The sequence below is a fragment of the Curtobacterium sp. PvP017 genome (assembly GCF_054060195.1).
Genome location: NZ_JBSSCY010000003.1, coordinates 1 through 22,942, shown reverse-complemented (window position 1 = coordinate 22,942; position 22,942 = coordinate 1). Strand labels below are relative to the sequence as shown.

Annotated in this window: 19 protein-coding genes and 2 tRNA genes; 4 read left to right on the top strand and 17 right to left on the bottom strand. The window is 71.1% G+C overall.

Annotated elements, in window-relative coordinates; genetic code table 11:
• Positions 1-8 precede the first annotated feature (8 nt).
• On the top strand, positions 9-1,253 hold the full coding sequence (locus ACVKXF_RS07620) for a beta-ketoacyl-[acyl-carrier-protein] synthase family protein (RefSeq protein ID WP_123312870.1): 1,245 nt from the start codon (positions 9-11) through the stop codon (positions 1,251-1,253).
• Positions 1,254-1,353: 100 nt separating this feature from the next.
• On the opposite strand, the gene ACVKXF_RS07615 is transcribed toward ACVKXF_RS07620, so the two are convergent.
• From ACVKXF_RS07615 to ACVKXF_RS07590, 6 genes are all read right to left on the bottom strand, one after another.
• Positions 1,354-1,833 carry a DUF3145 domain-containing protein gene (locus ACVKXF_RS07615; RefSeq protein WP_111085700.1) on the bottom strand — a complete coding sequence of 160 codons (480 nt, stop codon included), beginning with the start codon at positions 1,831-1,833 and terminating at the stop codon, positions 1,354-1,356.
• A gap of 191 nt (positions 1,834-2,024) precedes the next feature.
• A complete protein-coding gene (locus tag ACVKXF_RS07610; protein WP_456795350.1) occupies positions 2,025-2,849 on the bottom strand; it encodes a DUF1684 domain-containing protein in 825 nt (274 codons plus the stop codon).
• Positions 2,846-3,919 carry an AI-2E family transporter gene (locus tag ACVKXF_RS07605; protein WP_311316883.1) on the bottom strand — a complete coding sequence of 358 codons (1,074 nt, stop codon included), beginning with the start codon at positions 3,917-3,919 and terminating at the stop codon, positions 2,846-2,848. Before ACVKXF_RS07605 ends, ACVKXF_RS07610 begins: the two co-directional genes overlap by 4 nt.
• A gap of 61 nt (positions 3,920-3,980) precedes the next feature.
• Positions 3,981-4,055: transfer RNA gene (locus tag ACVKXF_RS07600), tRNA-Ile, on the bottom strand.
• A gap of 10 nt (positions 4,056-4,065) precedes the next feature.
• On the bottom strand, positions 4,066-5,277 hold the full coding sequence (locus ACVKXF_RS07595; RefSeq protein ID WP_340195744.1) for a glycosyltransferase: 1,212 nt from the start codon (positions 5,275-5,277) through the stop codon (positions 4,066-4,068).
• A gap of 145 nt (positions 5,278-5,422) precedes the next feature.
• Complete coding sequence (locus tag ACVKXF_RS07590) at positions 5,423-6,337, bottom strand: DMT family transporter (RefSeq protein ID WP_456795349.1); 915 nt, start codon at positions 6,335-6,337, stop codon at positions 5,423-5,425.
• Positions 6,338-6,376: 39 nt separating this feature from the next.
• Here ACVKXF_RS07590 and def point away from each other — a divergent pair, with 39 nt between their 5' ends.
• Positions 6,377-6,952 carry a peptide deformylase gene (gene def / locus ACVKXF_RS07585; RefSeq protein WP_123312874.1) on the top strand — a complete coding sequence of 192 codons (576 nt, stop codon included), beginning with the start codon at positions 6,377-6,379 and terminating at the stop codon, positions 6,950-6,952.
• A 17-nt stretch (positions 6,953-6,969) separates the two neighbouring features.
• On the opposite strand, the gene ACVKXF_RS07580 is transcribed toward def, so the two are convergent.
• On the bottom strand, positions 6,970-7,458 hold the full coding sequence (locus ACVKXF_RS07580) for a hypothetical protein (protein WP_456795348.1): 489 nt from the start codon (positions 7,456-7,458) through the stop codon (positions 6,970-6,972).
• A gap of 141 nt (positions 7,459-7,599) precedes the next feature.
• Here ACVKXF_RS07580 and ACVKXF_RS07575 point away from each other — a divergent pair, with 141 nt between their 5' ends.
• Entirely contained in the window at positions 7,600-9,018 is a 1,419-nt protein-coding gene (locus tag ACVKXF_RS07575) for an ArnT family glycosyltransferase (RefSeq protein ID WP_456795347.1), read from the top strand.
• A gap of 83 nt (positions 9,019-9,101) precedes the next feature.
• Here the strand turns inward: ACVKXF_RS07575 and ACVKXF_RS07570 are convergent.
• From ACVKXF_RS07570 to dusB, 10 genes are all read right to left on the bottom strand, one after another.
• A tRNA-Asn gene (locus ACVKXF_RS07570) sits at positions 9,102-9,174 on the bottom strand.
• A 126-nt stretch (positions 9,175-9,300) separates the two neighbouring features.
• On the bottom strand, positions 9,301-10,302 hold the full coding sequence (locus ACVKXF_RS07565; RefSeq protein WP_456795346.1) for a D-isomer specific 2-hydroxyacid dehydrogenase family protein: 1,002 nt from the start codon (positions 10,300-10,302) through the stop codon (positions 9,301-9,303).
• On the bottom strand, positions 10,299-11,228 hold the full coding sequence (locus tag ACVKXF_RS07560; RefSeq protein ID WP_123292572.1) for an ATP-binding cassette domain-containing protein: 930 nt from the start codon (positions 11,226-11,228) through the stop codon (positions 10,299-10,301). The genes ACVKXF_RS07565 and ACVKXF_RS07560 overlap by 4 nt, the downstream gene beginning before the upstream one ends.
• Before the next feature lie 148 nt (positions 11,229-11,376).
• A complete protein-coding gene (locus ACVKXF_RS07555; protein ID WP_340195737.1) occupies positions 11,377-13,053 on the bottom strand; it encodes an ABC transporter ATP-binding protein in 1,677 nt (558 codons plus the stop codon).
• The gene (locus tag ACVKXF_RS07550) at positions 13,050-14,054 is read right to left on the bottom strand and encodes an ABC transporter permease (RefSeq protein ID WP_456795345.1); all 1,005 of its coding nucleotides are present in this window, start codon (positions 14,052-14,054) and stop codon (positions 13,050-13,052) included. The genes ACVKXF_RS07555 and ACVKXF_RS07550 overlap by 4 nt, the downstream gene beginning before the upstream one ends.
• 2 nt (positions 14,055-14,056) lie before the next feature.
• Positions 14,057-15,133 carry an ABC transporter permease gene (locus ACVKXF_RS07545; protein WP_123313142.1) on the bottom strand — a complete coding sequence of 359 codons (1,077 nt, stop codon included), beginning with the start codon at positions 15,131-15,133 and terminating at the stop codon, positions 14,057-14,059.
• A gap of 116 nt (positions 15,134-15,249) precedes the next feature.
• The gene (locus ACVKXF_RS07540; RefSeq protein ID WP_123312880.1) at positions 15,250-16,881 is read right to left on the bottom strand and encodes an ABC transporter substrate-binding protein; all 1,632 of its coding nucleotides are present in this window, start codon (positions 16,879-16,881) and stop codon (positions 15,250-15,252) included.
• Between the two features lie 890 nt (positions 16,882-17,771).
• The gene (gene dnaG, locus ACVKXF_RS07535) at positions 17,772-19,685 is read right to left on the bottom strand and encodes a DNA primase (RefSeq protein ID WP_456795344.1); all 1,914 of its coding nucleotides are present in this window, start codon (positions 19,683-19,685) and stop codon (positions 17,772-17,774) included.
• 112 nt (positions 19,686-19,797) lie between these two features.
• On the bottom strand, positions 19,798-21,111 hold the full coding sequence (locus ACVKXF_RS07530; protein ID WP_456795343.1) for a deoxyguanosinetriphosphate triphosphohydrolase: 1,314 nt from the start codon (positions 21,109-21,111) through the stop codon (positions 19,798-19,800).
• Positions 21,108-22,262 carry a tRNA dihydrouridine synthase DusB gene (gene dusB, locus ACVKXF_RS07525; protein WP_123312883.1) on the bottom strand — a complete coding sequence of 385 codons (1,155 nt, stop codon included), beginning with the start codon at positions 22,260-22,262 and terminating at the stop codon, positions 21,108-21,110. The genes ACVKXF_RS07530 and dusB overlap by 4 nt, the downstream gene beginning before the upstream one ends.
• A 47-nt stretch (positions 22,263-22,309) precedes the next feature.
• Here dusB and ACVKXF_RS07520 point away from each other — a divergent pair, with 47 nt between their 5' ends.
• A complete protein-coding gene (locus ACVKXF_RS07520) occupies positions 22,310-22,795 on the top strand; it encodes an aminoacyl-tRNA deacylase (protein WP_340195734.1) in 486 nt (161 codons plus the stop codon).
• Positions 22,796-22,942: the final 147 nt, after the last annotated feature.

The window sequence follows — 22,942 nt, the reverse complement described above, 5'->3', positions numbered from 1 at the left end:
GTCGTTCCATGACCAAGAAGACCGTCGTCGTCACCGGGATCGGTGCGATCTCACCCCTCGCCGCGACTGCCCCGGAAACGTGGGACGCGCTGCTCGCCGGCAAGTCCGGCATCACCCGCATCGAGGACCCGCGCTACGCCGAGCTCGAGCTCCCCGTGGAGTTCGCCGGCCAGGCGCGCCGGTTCCTCACCGACCAGCTCACCCGCCCCGAGTCGAAGCGCCTGGACCCGTCCTCGCAGCTGTCGCTCGTCGCGGCGCGTGAAGCGTGGGCTGACGCAGGCATCGACGCCGAGTCCGTCGTCCCCGAGCGGCTCATCGTCGACTGGGCGACCGGCATCGGCGGCGTGAACACCCTGCTCGACGCCTGGGACACCCTGCGCGAGAAGGGCCCGCGTCGGGTCCTGCCGATGACGGTCCCGATGCTCATGGCGAACGGCCCGGCCGCCGCCATCGAGATGGAGTTCGGCGCCCGTGGCGGTGCCCGCACCTACCTGTCGGCCTGCGCCTCGTCGACCGAGTCGCTGGCCGAGGCCTACCGCCACGTCGCCGACGGGGACGCCGACATCGTGATCACCGGTGGCGCCGAGGCCGCCCTGCACCCGCTACCGCTGGCGGCGTTCGCGGCGATGCAGGCCCTCTCCCGCCGCAACGACTCCCCCGAGACCGCGTCGCGTCCGTACGACGTCACGCGTGACGGTTTCGTGCTCGGTGACGGCGCAGCGGCGCTCATCCTCGAGTCGAAGGAGCACGCCGAGGCCCGCGGGGCGACGATCTACGCCGAGGTCGCCGGAGCCGGCATCACCTCGGACGCGTTCCACATCACGGCACCGGACCCCGAGGGCAGCGCTGCCGCCCGCGCGGTCCTGCAGGCGCTCGACCACGCCGGCGCCAGCCGCGAGGACGTGGTGCACGTCAACGCGCACGCCACCTCGACGCCGGTCGGCGACGTCGCCGAGTACCACGCGATGCGTCGCGTCTTCGGCGACCACCTCGACGACATCGTCGTGTCGGCGACCAAGGCGTCGACGGGTCACCTGCTCGGCGGTGCCGGTGCGATCGAGGCCGCGTTCACGGTCCTCGCCCTGCACAACCGCGTCGCACCGCCCACGATCAACCTGCACGACCAGGACCCGGAGATCGTCATGGACGTCGCGCGCGAGCCGCGTGCGCTGCCCGACGGCGACCTGCTCGCGGTGAGCAACTCGTTCGGCTTCGGCGGCCACAACGCCGTGGTCGCGTTCCGCAGCGTCTGATCCGTCGCACCCTGCCAGGAGGCCCGTCCCGCGTCGTCGGGGCGGGCTTCCGTCGTCCGGTGGCGCTGTCCAGGGCCCGGCCCGCTGGGCCGTGTGTCCGTCAGCCGACGCGGTGCAGCCAGACGACGGGGTTGCCCTCGGCCGCGTGGCGGAAGGGCTCGAGCTCGTCGTCCCACGCCTGGCCCAGGGCGAGTCGGAGCTCGCGGTGGAGTTCGAGCGCGTTGCTGCCCGCGACCTCCATGGCGTAGCGGACGCGGTCCTCGGGGATGACCATGTTGCCCGTGACGTCGGTCTGCGCGTAGAACACCCCGAGGTCGGGGGTGTGCATCCAGCGGCCACCGTCGGACTCGGTGGTCGGTTCCTCGGTGACCTCGTAGCGCAGGTGCTCCCAGCCGCGCAGCGCGGAGGCGATCGCGGCACCGGCACCCACCGCACCGGTCCACGTGAACTCGGTCCGGCGTGCTCCGTCCTGTGCCGGCTGGTCGAGCCACGAGAAGTTCACGGCGCGGTTCATCGCGCGACCTGCTGCCCATTCGACGTGCGGGCAGAGCGCGCGGGGTGAGGAGTGCACGTAGAGCACTCCTGTCGTCGTTCCGTTCACGGTTCCTCCGATACGTCAGGTGCGACTTCCCCATCGACCTGGTGCGGAGGATCCGAGCGGCTGCGAGCCACGGAACCATTCGGTATGCGATTGTGATGTCCCGACAGGACACGCCCATTATGCAGCGTTCCGGCTGGGAACGGCAAGGACCTCGCCGGGTGCGATCCGGTTCAGTGCAGGACGGTTCCCGCGGCGTCGACGGGGTGCCGCTCCCCCGCCGTGATCGGCACGGGGACGCGGTTCTCCTCGGGCGGGATCGGGCAGGCGAACTGGTACGAGAACGCGCACGGCGGCAGCACCAGCTGGTTCCAGTCGAGCGCGACCGTGCCCGCGGCGCCCGGGTCGTCGAGGTACAGGAACCGGCCCATCGAGTACGTGCTGCCGGGGTCGTCCTCGGGCAGGGCGCTCGTGGCGTCCTGCACGATGAGCTGCAGCCGGGGCGCACCCCGGAAGGCCGCCGACCGGACCGCGACGAACCGGACCGTGGTGCTGCCGACGGCCGTCTCGATGTGCCCGGCGACCGGCAGGGCGTCGCCGGCGGCGTCGAGGACGCCGCCACGGGCCTCCCGGTCGTCACCGGGACCATCCCCCAGCGGGACGTACGTGCCGGACCGCACCCAGTCGTCGGACCGGTCGAACCGGGCGATCCGCGCGAACCGCTGGATCGGCTCCGCCGCCGGGTCCCAGATGCGCAGCGTCGAACCGGACACGGTGCCCGCGAAGCCGTCTGGGAACACGACGACGGACGGCACCACGGCGGTGTCACCGGCGACGAGGACGGTGCCGTCGACCGGCACGTCGTCCACGACGACGCCGTCGGCAGCGGCAGCCGTCACGGTGAGGCCGCCGGCCGTCGGCGCCCAGGTGCCCGGCACCGGCCACACCGGCTGCGGGTGGTCGACGCGCTGGGCGTTCACGAGCGCGAGCGGACCCCGCGGGCCGCGTGCCCAGCGATCGCGTTCGGCGACGTGGGCGGCGAAGGCGGCGTCGGTCACGCCAGCTCCTGGCGCGGGTAGATGACCTTCTGCACGATGATGATGACCGACGCGGCGACGGGCAGGGCGACCAGGGCGCCGAGCACGCCGCCGATCGTGCCGCCGGCCACCGCGGCGATGACCACGAGGGCACCGGGCACCTGCACGGCACGCGACATGATGCGCGGCGAGATCAGGTAGGCCTCGACCTGCATGTAGACGAGGTAGTAGATCGCCGCGGCGAGGGCGGTCGCGGGCGACGCGAACAGGCAGAGCAGCGAGATCACGACCGCGGCGCCGAGGGTGCCGACGAGCGGGATGAGTGACCCGAGGAACGCGAACGACGCCAGCAGCACCGGCAGCGGTGCACCGATGATGAGCAGGAACACCAGGCTCAGGATGCCGTTGATGAGCGCCTGCGACACCTGTCCGACGACGTACCGACCGACCGCCTGGGTGATCTGCTCGCTGACGTCGATGAAGTTCTCGCGGCGCGACGCCGGCACGAACCGGTACGCCGCACGCTTCATCCCCCGCATCGACGCGAGGAAGTAGAGCATCAGGATGAGGACGATGAGGACGCCGGTGAGCCCGGACAGGATGCCGCTGCCGACCGCCAGGATCCCGCCGCCGACGCTCAGCAGGTTGCCCGGGTTCTCGACGAACGACTGCACGGACTCGAGGGCGTGGTCGATGTCGAACGACCCGGCGAACTGCTTCGACAGGTCCTGCACCCACTGCTGCTTCGAGATGTCGTCGACGACCTCGGGGAAGTTCTGGATCAGGTTCGTCGCCTGCTCGACCAGGATCGGGACGACCGCGAACACGACGGCGGCGAACACCCCGAGGACGCCCACCACGACGATCGTGATCGCCGCCCACCGCGGGATGATCCGCTCGAGGAACGACACGAGCGGGTCGATGCCCAGCGCGAGGAACAACGCGACGCCGATGTAGACGAGGACGGTGCTGAGCTCGCCGATGATGGTGCCGGCGAGCAGGGCGACGAGCACACCGATGGCACCCATGAACCCGATGCGGAAGGCGTTGACGCGCACGCCGGTGCCACCACGGGTCACCTCGAACGTCACGTTGGGCGTCGGGCTGTGGTCCTCTTGCTGCGGTGTGTCGCGCTTTCTCGGCAGGTGCACGTAGGGCGGGCGGGACTTGAACCCGCGAATCGTTCGGTTATGAGCCGACTGCCTTGACCAGCTTGGCTACCGCCCCTCGACGACCCTCAGGCCACCGGTTCCCCACGATACAGCGCCTCGAACGTCGAGAGCGTGCGGTTGATGTCGTGTGCCTCGATCATGGCCGTACTGCGCTGCCGCATCGCCGTGTACTCCGCTTCGGGGGCCGTGAGCACGGCCTCGAGCTTGGCGGCGAGGTCGTGCTCGTCGCCCGGGACGAACAGGTACCCGTTGCCGTCGATCAGGTGGGGCAACGCCATCGAGTCCGCGGCGACGACCGGCAGTCCGGACGCCATCGCCTCGAGCGAGGAGATGCTCTGGAGCTCGGCGGTCGAGGGCATCGCGAACACGGTGCCGTTCGTCAGGGCGGTGCGCTTGGCCTCGTCCGAGACGAACCCGAGGAAGCGGACGCGGTCCTCGAGCCCGAGCTCCTTCGCCAGGGCGGTCAGCTTCGGGATCATCTCGCCGTCGCCGACGATCGTCAGGGTCGCCGCCAGCGAACCGGGCAGCAGGGCCACGGCGCGGACCAGGACGTCGAGGTTCTTCTCCGGCGCGACCCGGCCGACGAACACGATGTCGTTGTTCGCCGGGCGGCCCTCGCGCGCGACGTAGCGGGACGCGTCGATGCCGCACGAGATGGCGAGCACCCGCTGCCCGGCGATCGCCTTCCGCAGGTAGTCGGCGGCCAGGTTGGTCGGCGTCGTGATGGTGTCCGCGAGCCGGTAGGTCTTCGCGGCGTCGCTCCACGCGATCTTCAGCGCGATCGGCAGCGTCCACTTGCCGAACGGCGTGTACTCGAGCAGGTTCTCGGGCATGAAGTGGTTCGTCGCGACGACCCGGATGCCGCGCGCGTTCGCCTCGGGGACGATGCCGCGACCGATGACGACGTGCGACTGGATGTGCAGGACGTCCGGCTTGACGGCGTCGAGGATCGGGCCGGTCCACTTCTTGACGCTCCACGGCCACACGAAGCGCAGCCAGGCGTGCAGCGGCCACTTGTACGACTTCAGGCGGTGCACGACGAGGGTCACGCCCTGGTGCTCCTCGTCGAAGGTGCCGTACTGGCGGCTCGACGCCGGGGCGACGACGTGGACCTCGTGCCCGCGCTCGGCCAGGCCGACGGCGAGCTGCTCGGCGAAGGTGGCGGCGCCGTTGACGTCCGGCGGGAAGGTGTCCGCGGCGATCAGGACGCGCAAGGGTCGGTGTCCGCCCGTCGCACCCGTCGGTTCGGCGGTGGCGGTGGTGACGTCTCCTGACACGGCGGGCGTCGTCCTCTCGTGGGCGATTGCTGGTCGGACTGCGACGGTACCGCACCTGGTTCCGCTGCCGCGTCAGCCGCGCGGAGGACCCCGTGGTACCCCGGGGTGACCGGGTCGTCGCCGCCGCGCCGCGATGCGACCGCGGTCAGGCGCGGGTCTGCGGGTGGTGCTTGGCGAGCAGGAACACCCCGGTGATGGCGATGCCGGCCGCGACCACGAACCCGGCGACCGCACCCCACGGCGCCCCGGACGCCTCGTCGAGGACGATGACGCCGATCCCGACCGCGACGATCGGGTCGATGACCGTCAACCCCGCGATCACCAGGTCGGCCGAGCCGCTCGAGTACGCGTTCTGCACGAAGTACCCGCCGAGCGACGCCGCGACGACCACCCCGATGATCGCCAGGACCGTCAACCAGTCGAACGTGCCGTTCACGAAGCGGTTCAGCACGACCTTCGCCAACGTCGCCACGAAGCCGTACAGGACGCCGGCGCCGACGATGTAGTAGAGCGCGCTCTTGTGCTTGGCCACGAGCCGGAACGACACGAGCACCAGGACGAGCACCACGGCCAGGATCACCAGGACGGTGACGAGCTGCTGGCGGGTGATGGCGCTCTCGTGCCCGACGAAGGCCGCGATGCCGACGAAGATCGCGACACCGATGATGCACGTCCACACCGCACGCCGCGCGCGACGCCCCAGCGGCACGCCCGACGACCGGGACGAGAACCACGTGGTGATCACGAGCGCGACGGCACCGAGGGGCTGCACCACGATCAGGGGCGCGAACGTGATGCTCACCAGCTGCAGGACGACCGCGATGCCGAGCATCAGCGTGCCGAGCACCCAGGAGCCGCTGGAGAGCAGGCCGACCACGTGCCGGACGCTCAGCCCCTTCGACTGCCGCCCGAGCCGTGCCTCGACCCGCTGCACGCCGCGACTCTGGAACTGCGCACCGAGGGACAGGAACACCGCACCGATGAGCGCGACCGGGATCATGAGCGCCTGGAACGGCGTGAGGTTGCTCACTGCGTCCGGCAGCTGGAGGTCCGTCGTCACGCGTCGAGGCTACCGTTCCGCGCCGGATAACCTGGGTGAATGGCCGTTCTCCCGATCCGCATCACCGGCGAACCCGTCCTGCACGAGCGTGCAGCCGAGGTCACCGAGTTCGATGACGACCTCCGTTCGCTCGTCGCCGACATGTTCGAGACCATGGACCTCGCCCCGGGCGTCGGGCTGGCCGGACCCCAGGTCGGCGTCGGCAAGCGCCTGTTCGTGTACTCGTACACCGACGACGACGAGGTCCTGCACCGTGGTGCCGCCGTGAACCCCGTCCTGTGGATCAGCCCGCCGGTCCCCGAGTCGGTCGACGAGCTCGACGAGGACGACGAGTCCGAGGGCTGCCTGTCCGTGCCGGGCGAGCGCTTCCCGCTGCGACGCTCCGGCAGCGCGTTGCTCCGCGCGTTCGACGAGCACGGCGAACCCTTCGAGGTCCGGGCCGACGGTTGGCTCGCGCGCGTCTTCCAGCACGAGTACGACCACCTGGACGGCTGGCTCTACGCCGACCGCCTGGTGCACCCCTACGGCAAGCAGGTCGCGAAGGCGATCCGCAAGAACAGCTGGGGCGGCCCCGGCCAGTCGTGGCTGCCGGGTCGCGACCACCCCGAGGGCTGACGGCCAGGAGGCCCGGCTCAGCTCCGGTACGTCGACAGTGCGTCGCGCAGGTGGTCGGTCTCCGGGTGCCCCGGGCAGTACTGCAGGAGCCCGGCCGCGACGTGCGCGGCGCCGTCGTCGGCCACGGCCGACGTCCACGGGTCCGTGCCGGTCACGGCGCAGGTGCTCGCGAGCTCGACGAGCGTCGCGTCACCGCGGGCCGCGTCGACCGCAGCCTGCTGCTGCGCCGACGGCACCGAGCCCGTGAGCCGCTTCGCGGTGCACGAGGTCCGTTCGTCCTCCCACACCGCGGAGTACGTCGTGTAGGTCTCGGGGTCGCCGTCGTCGCACACGAACGCGAACACGACCGGCGAGGCACCCGACCCGAGCCCGGTCTCCGAACTCGTGGGCTCCTCGGACGAATCGGTGTCCGGTCCGGCACCACTGCACCCGACCAGCACCGGCGCGACCACGACCGCGAGCAGCACGCCGAGGAGCGCGGCGCGGGTCGGACGGGATCGGTGCACCTGTGAACGCTAACAGCAACTGCCCGGCAGGAGCCGCACGGCCGCTCCTGCGATGATGGTCGGGCACGCCCCGCCCTGGAGGTCCTCATCCCCCGCCTGCACTCCCGCCCCGTCCGCGTCGCCGCCCTCGTGGTCGTCGCCGTGGCTGCCCTGTTCGTCGCCGTCTGGCACCTCGGCCGCCCGACCATCGTCAACGACGAGTTCGTGTACCTGCGGGCGAGCTGGGCGTACGTGCACGGCAACTTCTCGCTCAACCTCGAGCACCCGCCGACGGCGAAGTACCTGTACGGCATCGCGCAGCTCGTCGTCGGGCAGGGACCGCTCGGGCCCCGCCTGGTCGCCGCGGCCGCGATGCTCGGCACCGGCGTGGTCCTGCTCGTCTGGTTGCGGCGCGAGGTCGGGTTCTGGACAGGACTCCTCGCCGCGGGCGCGTGGTGGCTGACGCCGCGCGGGTCCGGCGCCAGCTGGGCCGAGGCCGGCTCGGTCATCGGCGCGCGGATCGACCGCTTCGCGATGCTGGAGCCCCTGATGGTCTTCTTCGCGGTCGCCTCGCTCGCAGCCGCCTGGACCTGGATGCGCACCGGCAACCGCTGGTGGATCGCGGCCGCGGGTGCGCTGCTCGCGATGTCGGTGACGTCGAAGGTCTCGACCGCGGTGCTCGTGCTCGCGATCGGCGCGTTGCCGCTGCTGTTCCGGCGTTGGCGCGACCTGGGCGTCGGTGCACTGTTCGGTGGCGTCGCGTTCGTGGTCGTCTTCGTGCTCCTGTACCTGCCGGTGGGGCTGTTCACCGCCATCGGGCACATGCTGAAGTTCCAGGCGCAGCAGAACGCGCACGGACACCCGACGACGATCCTCGGCACGATCTACCCCGCGGCCCCGTGGTGGGCGAACTTCGCGTTCCTGGCGGCGGGGACCGGCTGGTTGCTGCTCTCGGTGCTGCTCGTCGGCGTCGTCTGCGCGTTCGCGATCCGACCGGACCGGCTCGTCGCGTACCTCGGCATCGCGCTCGGCGTCTTCCTCGTCTTCTACGTCATCGTCGCGAACGTCTCGCTCCCCTACTACTACGACGCGTGGATGCCGCTCGTCATCGCGCTCGCGGCGATCGGGTACGCCCGGCTGGCCGCGGTGCGCCCGCCCGTCGGTCGCATCGTGGCCACGGTGCTCGTGGCGTCGTTGCTCGTGCCGGCGGCACGGCTCGGCGTCGCGGTGGCGCAGTCCCGTCCGAGCGGCATCGCGCTGCTCTCCGATGCGCTCCAGGTGCGCGGCAAGGACTCAGAGGGCGTGCTGTTCGCCCGGTTCAGCGCGAACACCTGGCGGATCTACCTGCCCGAGCGTGGCACGCAGAAGCCGCAGTACGGACCCTTCGACGCGATCGTCGTCGGGCACGACGACCGCCGCGCCATGCCGCACCAGGTCACGGAGTTCCTGTCCGAGTACGCCGACCAGCTCGACCACTTCCGGCTCGACTACCTCGACGTCTACGTGACCAAGACCGGCACGATCGACGACAACAACCGTGACGGCACGCTCCGCATCGAGCCGGACAGCCCCGCGTCCTGACCGGCGCGCCCGCACGACGGGCGGCCGTGGGCACCGCCCCCGAAACGCAAACGGCCCGGATCCGTGAGGATCCGGGCCAGACGCTCCCCGAGTTGGACTCGAACCAACAACCTGCCGGTTAACAGCCGGCTGCTCTGCCAATTGAGCTATCGAGGATCACTGTCCGCTGGCGAATGTCGTGCGAACAACGGGTAACAGCATAGCAGCACCGTGGGGACACTCACCGCATCGGACACGCCGCCCGGGCGCGCCGCGACGCGGACCCCGGTGCAGCACTGTTCCTCAGTACCCGGCGACCGGGTCGACGACGCCGACGAACCCCTCGCCACTGCCGGCGAGGAACGCCGTGGTGTTGAGCCGCACCCGCTCGGCGAGCAGCGGCGCGACCATCTCCGGGGTGTCCGCCTGGTGCGGCGTGATGACCGCGCCGGGCTCCGACCACAGCGGGTGGCCGTCTGGCAGCGGCTCGGGGTCGGTGACGTCGAGCCCCGCGCCGGCGATCGCACCGGTGCGCAGGGCGTCGACCAGGGCGTCGGTGTCGACGAGTCCCCCGCGGGCGATGTTCACGAGCCGGGCAGACGGCTTCATGATCGCGAACTGCCGCGCACCGAACAGCTTCGCGGTGCCCGAGGTCATGGCGGCCGCGATCATCACGACGTCGGCGTCGGGCAGGACCGCGTCGAGCTGGTCGGTCGTGACGGTGCGGGAGGCGCCGTCCACCGGGTCGGCCGAGCGACGCACCACGGTGACGTCGACGTCGAACGGGGCGAGCAGGCGGATGTACTCGAGCGCGATCCCGCCCGCGCCGATGACGAGGACGTTGCGCCCGTACAGCGACACACCCTCGGGCTCGGTCGCCCACGAGGACGCGCGGGCGCGCTTCGGCAGCACCCGCAGCGTCCCGAGCGTCAGGGCCAGGGCGTGCTCGGCGACGGGTTCGGCGTACGCGCCCTTCGCCGAGGTGAAGAGCACGCGGTCACCGTGCTCCTGGATGAGGTGCGCGAAGGCGTCGACGCCGGCGAACGGCAGCTGCACCCAGCCGACACCCGGAGCGGCGTCGAGCGCGTCGGCGAGGCCGGACGGGTCGCGGGGGTCCAGCCAGACGAGCCCGCGGGTCTGGGCGTCGAGCGGCGCGACGGTCCCGCCGGCCTCGGTCACCGCGGTGACGTGCAGGTCGGTCGGTTCCGGCAGCACGGCGACGGGACCGGACTGCGGCGCGTCGATCGGCAACGGTGCGCCGGAGGTCGGGACGACGGCGCGGTGGCCTCGGGCGGCGGTGCTCACGGGTTCTCCTGTCGGTCCGTGCGGGGGCCGGTGCCGGCGGCGACCGGTCGGCGCGGCGCCGTCGAGCGGCGCGGGGCGGTGGGCGCCGGACGTCGCTTGACGCCGCGGGCCGCGGTCGCGGCCAGGGTCTTCACGTAGGGGTCGACGGGGTTGTCGAGGACCTCGTCGAAGGTGCCGAGGCCGACCAGCCGGGCGTCGGCCATCACGGCGACGCGGTCCGCCAGGGCACCGGCTTCGCGCAGGTCGCTGGACACCACGACGGCGGAGAACTGCCGGTTGCGCTGCAGGGTCGCCAGCGCCTCGAGCACCGACTGGCGCACGAGCACGTCGACACCGCGGGCGGGTTCGTCGGCGACCAGGAGCTGCGGTTCCAGCACGAGGGCCCGCGCCAGGGCGACGCGCTGCCGCTGCCCGCTGGACAGCTCCCACGTGTTCAGGCGCATCACGCCGAGCGGCAGGTGCACGGCGTCGACCAGTCGGGCGACGATCAGGCCCGCTTCCTTCCGGTCGAAGCGGCGGTCGCGCTGGTAGATCGGTTCGGCGATGGCCTCGCCGACGGTCAGGTCCGGGCTGAGCCGGTCGGCACCGTCCTGCGGCAGGTAGCCGATGCGTCCGCTCAACCGCTCGAGCTTTCGTGACGAACCGCGCAGGCCGCGGGTCTTCTGGCCGAGGACGGTGAGTTCGCCTCCGACGATGTGGCGACGGAGCGCGCCGTCGCCCTCGCCGTGCGACCCGAGCTGCCCTGCGATCGCGGCGGCGAAGGTCGACTTGCCGGACCCCGACTCGCCGAGCAGCGCGAGGATCTCGCCCTGCCGCACGGTCAGGCTGACCCCGTCGACCGCTCGGATCGACTCGGACCCCCGTCCGCCCCGGTACTCGATCGACACGTCGTCCGCGACGACCGCCGGTCCGTTGACCGCGATCATGGGTCCCCTTCCACGCCGCCCCCTGGCGGCGGTTCGCGACGGACCGCGCTGGCAGGACCGTCGTGCGTACAGCTGTGGAGGCGACCGCCCAGGAGGCCCGGCGTGCGTCGACGACGCAGGTCGGGCCTCCTGGGCGGGTCACGTCGGGTCAGGACCCGGCGTTCTCCAGTTGCTCCAGCGTACGCCGTCGCTCGGCCTGCTCCGCAGGGTCGGGCACCGGGAGTGACGCCAGCAGGCGCTGCGTGTACGGGTGCTGCGGGGCGCCGAGGACCTGCGCCGTCGTGCCCACCTCGACCAGGTCACCTCGGTAGAGCACGGCGATCCGGTCGGACAGCGCACCCACGACCGCCAGGTCGTGACTGATGAACAGCGACGCGAAGCCCAGGTCCTGCTGGAGCTCGAGGAAGAGCTCCAGCACGCGGGCCTGCACCGACACGTCGAGCGCGCTCGTCGGCTCGTCGGCGATGAGCAGCTTCGGCCGGAGCGCGAGCGACCGGGCGAGCGAGGCGCGCTGGCGCTGACCGCCGGAGAGCTCGTGCGGGTAGCGGTCGCCGTACGCCTTCGGCAGCTGGACCGCCTCGAGGAGCTCGTCGACGCGCTGGCGGGCCGCACGGGGGCTCGACACCTCCTTGTGGACGACCAGCGGCTCGGCGACGCACTCGGCGATCGTGAGCAGCGGGTTGAACGAGGTCGCCGGGTCCTGAAACACGAACCCGATGTCCTTCCGCAGGTGCTTGAAGTCCCGTTCGCGGTAGCCGAGCATCTCCGCGCCGAGGACCTTCAGGGACCCGCCGGTGACCTTCGTCAGGCCGGCCATCGCGCGCCCGATCGTGGTCTTGCCGGAACCGGACTCCCCCACCAGCCCGAGGACCTCGCCGGGACGGATCGCCAGGTCGACGCCCTTCACGGCCTTGAACGCGGGCGAACCGAGGCGACCCGGGTACTCGATCTCGAGCCCCTTCGCCTCGACCAGCGGGGTGACGTCCTCGGTGATCGCGGCACGGCGGGCGGTGCCCGTCGACGCCTCGAGCCGGGGCACCGCGGCGAGGAGCCGCTTCGTGTAGTCGGCCTGCGGCCGCGCGAAGAGGTCCGTCGCCGACGCCTCCTCCACGATCTCGCCCTGGTACATCACGGCGACGCGGTCGGCCAGGTCGGCCACCACGCCCATGTTGTGGGTGATGATCACGATCGCCGTGCCGAACTCGTCGCGGCACCGGCGGAGCAGGTCGAGGATCTCGGCCTGCACCGTCACGTCGAGCGCCGTGGTCGGCTCGTCGGCGATGATCACCGACGGCTCGAGGGCCAGCGCACTCGCGATGACGACCCGCTGCTTCTGCCCGCCGGAGAACTGGTGCGGGTAGTGGTCGACACGGGTCTCGGGGTCGGGGATGCCGACGCGGCCGAGGTAGTCGATCGCCTTCGCCCGTGCCTCCTTCTTCGACATCCCGCCGTGGGCGCGGAGCCCCTCGGCGATCTGCCACCCGACGGTGAACACCGGGTTGAGGGCGGTCGACGGCTCCTGGAAGACCATCGCCCCGGCGGTCCCCCGCAGGCTGCGGAGCTTCTGCGCGCCCACGCGCACCACGTCGGTGCCGTCGAGCAACACCGCGCCGCCGAGCGTCGCCGTCTCCGGCATCAACCGGAGCATCGCGCGAGCGGTGACGGACTTGCCGGAGCCGGACTCGCCGACCAGGGCGAGGACCTCGCCGGGTCGGACGTCGAGGCTGACGCCCTTGACCGCGTCGACGGCGCCGCCGTCGGTGGCGAAGGTGACGGTCAGGTCGTCGACGACGACGACGGGTGCGTTCTCGGTGTCGGTCGTCATGCGCCCGCTCCATCCGCGGTGGCCGTGGTGCGCGCGTCGCGCGTGGACACCAGCTGCTTCAGCCGTCGGCGCGCACGCAGACGGGGGTCGGAGATGTCGTTGAGGCTCTCGCCGATGAACGTCACACCGAGCACGAGCACCACGATCGCGACACCCGGGTAGACACCGGTCCACCAGACGCCGCTCGCGACGTCGGACAGCGCACGGCTCAGGTCGTAGCCCCACTCGGCGCCGGACGTCGGACCGATGCCGAACCCGAGGAAGCCGAGGCCGGCCAGGGTCAGGATCGCGTCGCTGGCGTTCAGCGTCAGGATGAGCGGCAGGGACCGCGTCGAGTTCCGCAGCACGTGCCGGATCATGATGCGCCACGGGTTCGTGCCCATCACGCGCGCCGACTCGACGAACGCGTCGTTCTTCAGGCGTACGGCCTCCGCACGGACCACCCGGAAGTACTGCGGCACGTAGACGACGGTGATCGAGATCGCCGCCGCGATGATGCCGCCCGAGTAGCTCGAGTTGCCGCCGGAGATCACGATCGACACGACGATCGCGAGCAGCAGCGAGGGGAAGGCGTAGATCGCGTCGGCGACCACGACCAGGACCCGGTCGAGCCAGCCGCCCAGGTACCCGGAGACCAGGCCGAGCAGGACGCCGACGATGATCGACACGACGACCGCGACGATCACGACGAGGACCGCGGTGCGGGCGCCGTAGACGACCCGGCTGAACACGTCGAACCCGCCGACGGTGGTACCCCAGATGTGCTCGGCGCTCGGAGCACCGGTGCGCGGGAAGCTCTCGCCGTCCGCGCCCTGCAGCTGGCCGAAGCCGTACGGGGCCAGGAGCGGCGCGAACACCGCGACGAGCAGGTACAGGGCGCAGATGACCACGCCGACGATGAGCATGGCGCGCTGCCAGCCGGTGCTCTTGCGGAGCTGGACCACCACGGGCAGCCGCTTCCAGAGCGGCTCGTGGCGGTCGACGAGGGTGGTGTCGGCCATCGTCAGAACCTCACTCTCGGGTCGATCAGGGCGGCGACGACGTCGACGATGAAGTTGGTCACCGCGACGATCACCGCCAGCATCGCGACGATGCCCTGCACGGCGACGAAGTCACGGGCCGACAGGTACTGGTTCAGCTCGAAGCCCAGGCCGCGCCACCCGAAGGTGGTCTCGGTCAGGACCGAACCGCCCAGCAGCATCGCGATCTGCAGGCCCATCACGGTGATGATCGGCACGAGCGCGGGGCGGAACGCGTGCGTCCGGACGAGCCGCGACTCGCGGACACCGCGGGAGCGGGCCGCGTCGACGTACTCGGAGCCGAGCGACCCGATCATGTTCGCGCGCACCAGGCGCAGGAAGATGCCGGCGGTCAGCAGCCCGAGCGTCAGCGCCGGCAGGACCGCGTGCTGCAGCACGTCGCCGATGACGGCGGCGTTGCCGGTGCGGAGCGCGTCGATGATGTAGATGCCGCTCGCACCGGGGATGCCGTCCAGGATGAGCTCCACCCTGGTCGAGGCACGGTCGCCGAGTGGCAGCCAGCCGAGCCACACCGAGAAGACGAGCTTCAGCAGCAGGCCGCCGAAGAACACCGGGGTGGCGTAGGTCAGGATCGCGAGGGCGCGGAGCAGCACGTCGGGCCACTTGTCGCGCGTGTACGCGGCCAGCATGCCGAGCGGGATGCCGAGCACGAGCGCGACGACGAGGGCGTAGAACACCAGCTCGGCGGTCGCGCCGCCGTACTGCAGGATGATCTCGGTGATCGGCCGGTTGTCCGTCGACGCGTTGCCGAAGTCACCGCGCAGGATGTTGCCGAGGTACTCGAAGTACTGCACGAGCACGGGACGGTCGTACCCGGCGGCGTGCAGGCGTTCCTGCAGCTGCGTCGGGGTGAGTCGACCGCCGACCGACGCGGTGATCGGGTTCCCGATGACGCGCATCAGGAAGAAGACGAGCGTCACCAGGATGAAGACGGTCGGGATGATGAGGAGGAACCTGACGAGGATGTACCGGCCGAGTCCGCCGCCACTGCTCTTGGCACGACGTTGTGCCTGTGGCTTGGTCGGATCGGTGCCGTTCACGTCCTGGGTCGCCTCTGGGGTGCTCAGGGTCACGGGGAGGGGTGCCTTTCATGCCGGTGCGCAGGCCGCGGGCGTTCCTCGTGGGAACGCCCGCGGCCTGCGCGAGGGGCGTGGTGCTACTTGCTGAGGGTGGCGTACCGGAACTTGAACGAGGCGTCGAGGGTCAGGCCCTTGACGTCCTTACCGGCGACGGCGACGGACTTGCCCTGCAGCAGGGGCAGCGTCGAGATCTGCGAAGCCTCGCGCTCCTGGGCCTGCTCGATCAGGTCGGCACGCTTGTCCGGGTCGGACTCCGCCTGCTCCTTCGCGATGAGGTCCTGGATGACCGAGTCGTCGTAGTGGTTCTGGACGAAGTTCTCCTTGGTGAAGAACGGCGACAGGTAGTTGTCGGCGTCGGAGAAGTCCGGGAACCAACCGAGCTGGTACTCCGGGTACGCGTCCTTCGTGCGCTCCTGCGCGTAGGTCGTGTAGACCGTCGACTGGATGTTGACGGTGAACAGGCCCGAGTCCTCGAGCTGCGTCTTCAGCAGCGCGTACTCGTCGTCCGAGGCCGAACCGTAGTGGTCGGGCGCGTACTGGATGTCGAGCTGCACCTTGCCGGAGACACCGGCGTCGGCGAGGGTCTTCTTCGCCTTGTCGACGTCGGGGCCGCCGTCGCCGTCGCCGTACATGTCCTTGAACGGCTGGACCGCACCGGTGAGGCCGTCCGGCACCATCGAGTACAGCGGCGTGAAGGTGTCGTTGTAGACCTCCTTCGCCAGGGCGGCGCGGTCGACCACGTCAGCGGCGGCCTGGCGCACGGCGAGGGCCTTCGCCTCGTCGGCGTCGTCCTGACCGGTGCCGAACGGCTGCGTCTTGAAGTTGAAGACCACGTAGCGGATCTCGCCGCCGGGGCCGTCGGTGACCTTGAGGTCGTCGTCCTTGCGCAGGTCCGAGATGTCGGTCGGCGTCAGCGAGCGGTACGCCACGTCGACGTCGCCCTGCTGCACGGCGAGCTTGAGGTCGGTCTCCTTGGTGTAGTAGTTGGCCGTCACCTCGTCGGTCTTCGCCTTGCCGAGCAGGCCGTCGTACTTCGGGTTCGTCTTGTACTGGACCAGCTGGTTCTCCTTGTAGGAGCTGATCTGGTACTGCCCGGCGAACGCCTTGCCCTTGACGATGTCGTCGGCGCTGGTGAGCTTCGTCGCGCTGAAGACGTCCTCGTCGACGATCGGACCGGCGGGGCTCGAGAGCACCTGCGGCCAGGTCTGGTCGGCGTGGTCGAGGTTGAACACCACGGTCGTGTCGTCCGGGGTGTCGATGCTCTTGAGGTTGGCCAGCAGCGACTGCGGACCGTTCTCGTTGTTGATCTTCAGCTCACGGTCGAACGAGAACTTCACGTCGCTCGAGGTGAGCTTGTTGCCGTTCGCGAACTCGAGCCCGTCCTTGAGGGTGACCTCGTACGTGGTCGGGTTCGTGAACTCCGCCTTCGTCGCGATGTCCGGCTCGACGTCCGGGCTGCCGACGGGCGTGTTCATCAGGAACGGGAAGACCTGGTTCTGCACGGCGAAGGAGCCGTTGTCGTAGGAACCGGCCGGGTCGAGGGACGTGACCTTGTCCGTCGTCCCGATGCTCAGGCCGTTCAGCTCGGTGTCGCTCACGCTGCTGCTCGCGCAGCCGGTCAGCACCAGCGCCGTCGCTGCTGCTCCGGCGCCGAGCGCGATGCCGCGCCTGCCCCACGTGGCTGTGTGCTTCTTGAACACGGATGCCATGTTCGATGCCTCTCTTGAAGATGGGTGCAAGTGTCCTGACCGGCGGGTGGAACGTCTGTGTGCCCGGCCAGGAACGCTCATTGGTATCACCCTGTCACGGAACAGATCGAACCGGGAGCGATTTGTTTACACCGCTGTAATGCAAGCACCCGTCGCGTGATGCATCATTCGTGCGCATCGAACCGGCGCGCCGCACACGAAAGTTGCGCCGTGCAACGCGCCGCCCGAGCGCGCCCGGCCCGCCTCCGCCTTGCCTCAGCCCCCGCCTCCGGCTCGCCTCAGCCCGCCTCCGGCTCGCCTCAGCCCCGCCTCCGGCTCGCCCGAGGTTCCGAAATCTCGGCATGTCGACGCTCGTTCGGCCCGGCATCGGAACCTCGGCGGAGCGCACGCGGCGTGTTGTGGAACCTCGGCACGCCGACCGGGAGGCCCGGCCCCAGCCCCCTTGCCTCCGCCGACCGGTCACGTCCCGCCCGCCCGCGCGCCTTGCCTGCGATCCCGCCTCGCCGCGCCCCCGCCCGGCCTGGCTCCAGGTTCCGAAATCTCGGCATCTCGACGCTCGTCCGGCCCGGGATCGGAACCTCGGCGGAGCGCACACGGCGTGTTGTGGAACCTCGGCACGCCGACCGGGAGGCCCGGCACACCTCCACCGCGACCGTCACCTCGCCGACATGGTCGCGCCGCACGGCCTCAGTCACGCTGTGCGGTCGCGTCACCGCGGCACTCGTGCTCGCCGAGGTTCCACGAAGGGCCACTCGAGTGCGGCCAGATGTGCAGATTTTGGAACCTGGACGAACCGCACACGACTGGGCACCTGGGCACCCGGACACCCGGGCACCCAGGCGCTCGGCCGGCTCGAGCAGCCTCGGGCCGGCGGCCGGGCGGCTCGGGGGCTAGGACGCCTCGGCGTCGGCGCGCAACCGCATCCGCTGCGCGTCGATGTCCACGAGCTGCCGCTGGATCTCGGCGCGACGCTCGGCCTGCTCGTGCGGGTCCGCGCGCTGCAGCTGTCCGAGCAGCGAGGCCTTGCGGGCGAGCAGGTCCCGCTCGACCAGGGCGACGACGATGCTCCGGCAGTACGCGGCGAGGTCCTCGGCGTTCCGCGCGGGGATCGGCGCGAGGGCCAGTTCGTGCGTGAGGGTGCGCAACGGTGTCGGCACGTCGGCGAGCAACCGGTCGAGCCAGTCCTGCGCCCCGATGACGTCGACGTTGGCGACCACGGCGTCCCGCACGACCGCGAGCATCGGTGCCGAGAACGTGGCGGACGCGGCGAGCCCGAGCAACGGCGCCCCGACGGAGGTCGGCTGCTGCACCATCGCCATCACGGCGTCGCGCTCCATGCGGCTGATCGGGTCGTTCGGCAGCGAGCGGATCCCGGCGACGGGCTCCTCGACCACACCGGCCCCGTCGGTGGCGTGACCGGCGCGACCGTCGCGCCCCGGGCCTCCTGACCGATCGTCCGTCGACCCCGCGCGCCGACGCGCGGTCTCGACCGCTCGGCGGACCTCGGGCATGTCCATGCCGAGCCACCCGGCGAGCTCACGGACGTAGCCCTGGGTGAGCGATCGGTCGCGGATGCCGGCGAGCACGGGGGCGGCGGCGCGGAGTGCACCGACGCGACCCTCGACCGTCTCGAGGTCGTGGCCCTCCAACGTGCGGCGGATCATGAACTCGAACATCGGACGCTTGTTGGTGATGAGGCGGCGGATGGCGTCGTCGCCGCGGGCGAGCCGGAGGTCGCACGGGTCGAGGCCACCGGGCGCCACGGCGACGAAGGTCTGCGCGGCGAACCGCTGCTCCTCGGCGAAGGCGCGAGAGGCGGCTCGCTGCCCGGCCTCGTCCGGGTCGAAGGTGAAGACGACCTCGCCGTTGGCGTTCGGGTCGGCACCGGCCAGGTCGCCGAGCATCGGGCGCAGCACCTTGATGTGGTCGACGCCGAACGAGGTGCCGCACGTGGCGACCGCGGTGGTGATGCCGGCGACGTGGCAGGCCATGACGTCGGTGTAGCCCTCGACGATCACGACCTGCTTCTGCTTCGAGATGTCGCGGCGGGCCAGGTCGAGCCCGTAGAGCACCTGGCTCTTGTGGTAGATCGGGGTCTCGGGCGTGTTGAGGTACTTCGGGCCCTTGTCGTCGTCGAGCAGGCGCCGGGCACCGAACCCGATCGTCGCCCCGGTGACGTCGCGGATGGGCCACACCAGGCGCCCGCGGAACCGGTCGTACGGCGACCGGTCACCCTGGCTGACGAGCCCGGCCGAGGTGAGTTCCTCGAGCGTGAAGCCCCGACCGCGCAGGTGGTCCTTGAGCATGTCGTACGACTTCGGCGCGAAGCCGACACCGAAGTGCTGCGCCGCCGACGGGTCGAACCCGCGCTCCCCCAGGAACCGCCGTGCGGGGTCGGCCGCGGCGGTGGTGAGCTGCGCCGTGTAGTACTCGAGCGCGGCTTCGTTGGCGGCGATCAACCGGGCGCGGGTGTTGTAGTCGGTGCGCGGCCCGTCGCCCTCTTCGTAGTGCAGGGTGAAGCCGATCTTCGCGGCCATGCGCTCGACGGCCTCGGCGAAGGTGGTGTGGTCCTGCGCCATGATGAAGCTGAAGACGTCGCCGTCCTCGCCGCAGCCGAAGCAGTGGTACCGGCCCACCTGGGGCCGGACGTGGAACGACGGGGAGCGTTCGTCGTGGAAGGGGCAGAGCCCCTTCATCGAGCCGACGCCCGCGTTCTTCAGCGTGACGTAGTCGCCGACGACGTCGGCGATGTTGACACGCGAGCGGACCTCGTCGATGTCGTTCCGCGCGATCCTGCCAGCCACCCTCTGATCCTAGTTCGTGGCACCGACCTCGGCCGACCGCGGCCCCGAGATGTGGACGAACCACCGAGGCCCCCGCGCACACCGGGACGAGGACGAACCACCGAGGCCCCGCTCACACCGGGATGTGGACCGCTTCCCGCTCGCCGACCACCAACCGCCTGTGCCAGGCGATCGCGCCCTGGTCCGTCAGGCTGGCGACCTGGTCGACCACGGCACGGAGTCGTCCGTCGTCGTCGTTCGCCGCACGCCAGTCGGCCGCGAAGCCGGGCTCGAGGTCCGACGGCCCGGACGCCGCCAGGGCATCGAGCAGCTCCGTCAGGATCCGCCGCTGGTCCTCGTACACGGGCTGCCGGTCGCCCTGGGTCATCACGAACGCCGCGACGATGCCCTTGAGCACCGCGATCTCCCCGATGATCTCGGGCGGTGTCACGACCGAGGCCGCGAACCGGACGAGGGACCCGGAGGCGTAGGACTCGCGTGTCGCGGCCGTCGCCGTCCGCGCGAAGCGTCCGATCAGCTGCGAGGTCAGGTTCTTCAGGTGCGCCGCGTCGCGGCGGGAGCCGTCGTACGAGGTCATCCAGAGCGGCAGGGCCCGGAGGCGGTCGAACGCCTCGAGCAGTTCCTCGCGGCTCAGGTCGTCGCCCACCCACGCGTGCATCGCGGTGACGATGTCGTTCTCGCCGACGCGGTCACCGAGGGCCGCGACGTCGATGAACCCGGCGACGACGGCGTCTTCGAAGTCGTGCACCGAGTAGGCGATGTCGTCCGACAGGTCCATGACCTGCGCCTCGATGCACCGCTGGCGCCGCGGGGCCCCGGCGCGGAGCCACTCGAAGGCGTCGTGGTCGTCGTCGTAGAAACCGAACTTGGTCCGGCCCGAGGACGACTCGGAGACGCCCTGCGCCGCCGGCCACGGGTACTTGCAGCTGGCGTCGAGCGACGCCCGGGTCAGGTTCAGCCCGAACGGACGGTCCCCGCCCCCGGCAGTGCCGGCATCGGCGCCCGGCCGCAACCCGTAGACCTTCGGTTCGAGCCGGGTGAGCAGCCGCAGCGTCTGCGCGTTGCCCTCGAAGCCGCCGATGCCGGCGGCCCAGGCGTTGACGGCGGTCTCACCGTTGTGACCGAACGGCGGGTGGCCGATGTCGTGCGCCAGGCACGCGGTGTCCACCACGTCGGGGTCGAGGCCGAGCGAGTCCGCGAGTTCACGACCGACCTGCGCCACCTCGAGCGAGTGCGTCAGGCGGTTCCGGGCGAAGTCGAGTCCGGTCGTCGGGCTGAGCACCTGGGTCTTGGCGGCGAGGCGTCGGAGCGCACTCGAGTGCAGCAGCCGTGCGCGGTCGCGAGCGAAGTCCGACCGGCGGTTGCCGTGCTCTTCCGGCAGCCAGCGCTCGGCGTCGGCCGGACCGTACGAGGCGGTGGCGCTCATCCGCCGCTGTGGTGCAGCTCGGCGGCGGCGAGGACCTTGCGGAACTCGCTGTCGACGTCGCGGGACTCGAGCCAGCGGTCGGGCAGGGCGGTGCGCTTCGGGTTGCCGGAGCGGCCGCGGGGCCCCTCGGCGTCGGCCCCGGGGTACGGCGCGTCGTGGTCGAGCTGCCCGAGCAGGTCGTCGATCTCCTGCAGGCTCGACGCCATCGCGAGTCCGGACCGCACGTCGCTGCCGATCGGGTACCCCTTGAAGTACCAGGCCACGTGCTTGCGGATGTCGCGGCAGCCGTGCTCTTCGGACCCGAAGAACTCCACGAGCAGTTCGGCGTGCCGGCGGAAGCCGTCCGCGACCTCGCCGAGCGAGGGCATGTACCGGAGCCCCTCGCCGCGGAACGCCGCTGCCAGGTCGCCGAACAGCCACGGACGCCCGAGGCATCCGCGCCCGACGACGACGCCGTCGGCGCCCGTCTCGTCGACCATGCGCAGGGCGTCGGCTGCGGACCAGATGTCCCCGTTGCCGAGGATCGGGATGTCCGTGACGGCTTCCTTCAGCGTCGCGATCGCGGACCAGTCGGCGTGACCGGAGTAGTGCTCGTTCGCCGTGCGCGCGTGCAGCGAGACGGCGGCGACGCCGGCGTCCCGCGCGATGCGTGCGGCGTCCAGGTAGGTGAGGTGGTCCTCGTCGATGCCCTTGCGCATCTTCACGGTGACGGGAACGTCGCCCGCCGCGCGGACGGTCTTCGTGACGAGTTCGCGGAACAGCTCGAGCTTCCAGGGCAGTGCCGCCCCGCCGCCCTTGCGGGTGACCTTGGGCACCGGGCAGCCGAAGTTCAGGTCGATGTGGTCGGCGCGGTCCTCGCCCACCAGGATCGATGCCGCCTCGGCCACGGTGTTCGGCTCGACGCCGTACAGCTGGATCGACCGCGGGGTCTCGGACTCGTGGTGCTGGATGAGCTGCATCGACACGGGGGTGCGTTCGACCAGCGCGCGCGAGGTGATCATCTCGCAGACGTACAGACCGGCGCCGTACTCGCGGCAGAGCCGGCGGTACGCCATGTTCGTGATGCCCGCCATCGGCGCGAGCACGACCGGCACGTCGACCTCGATCGGGCCGATGCGCAGAGGCCGTGCTGGGGCTTGTGTGATCGTCATACCTGCTCCATCCTCCCACGTCGGTGCGCGGCGGTAGCGTTCTCCACATGACGATCGACGCCAGCACCCGGTTCGACACCGACGCAGCGGCCCGCGGCCTCACGGTCGAGGTCGTCGAACGCCCCGCTGCGGACTCCCTGCAGCAGGCCGCCGAGCTGCTCGGCATCGACCCCGGCGACATCGTCAAGACGCTCGTCGTCAAGCGGCACGACGGCGGCTTCCTGCTCGCCCTCGTGCCGGGCGGTCGGAGCATTGCGTGGAAGAAGCTCCGGACCGTGGTCGGCGTGAACAAGCTCTCGATGCCCGACGCGGCGACCGCGCTCCAGGCGTCCGGCTACGAGCGCGGCACCATCACCCCGATCGGCGCCACGGGTGACCTGCCGGTGTACGCCGACGAGCGCATCGTCGGACGCCGGGTCGCTCTGGGCGCCGGACGCCACGGCGCGAGCGCCTTCGTCGACGCGGACGCACTCGTCGCTGCGTACGGCGCGACCGTCGCCGACATCACCGACGAGGAACCGCAGCGCGACTGATCGCGTCGGCAGCAGCGCGACGCGCAACCGACCGATCGCGCCCCCGCACAGCCGTGGGGGCCCCCCCCCGCGGGGGGGCCCCCCCCCCCCGGGGGGGGGGCCCCCCCCCGCGCCGCGCGCGCCGGGCGGGGGGGGGGGGCGGGCGCC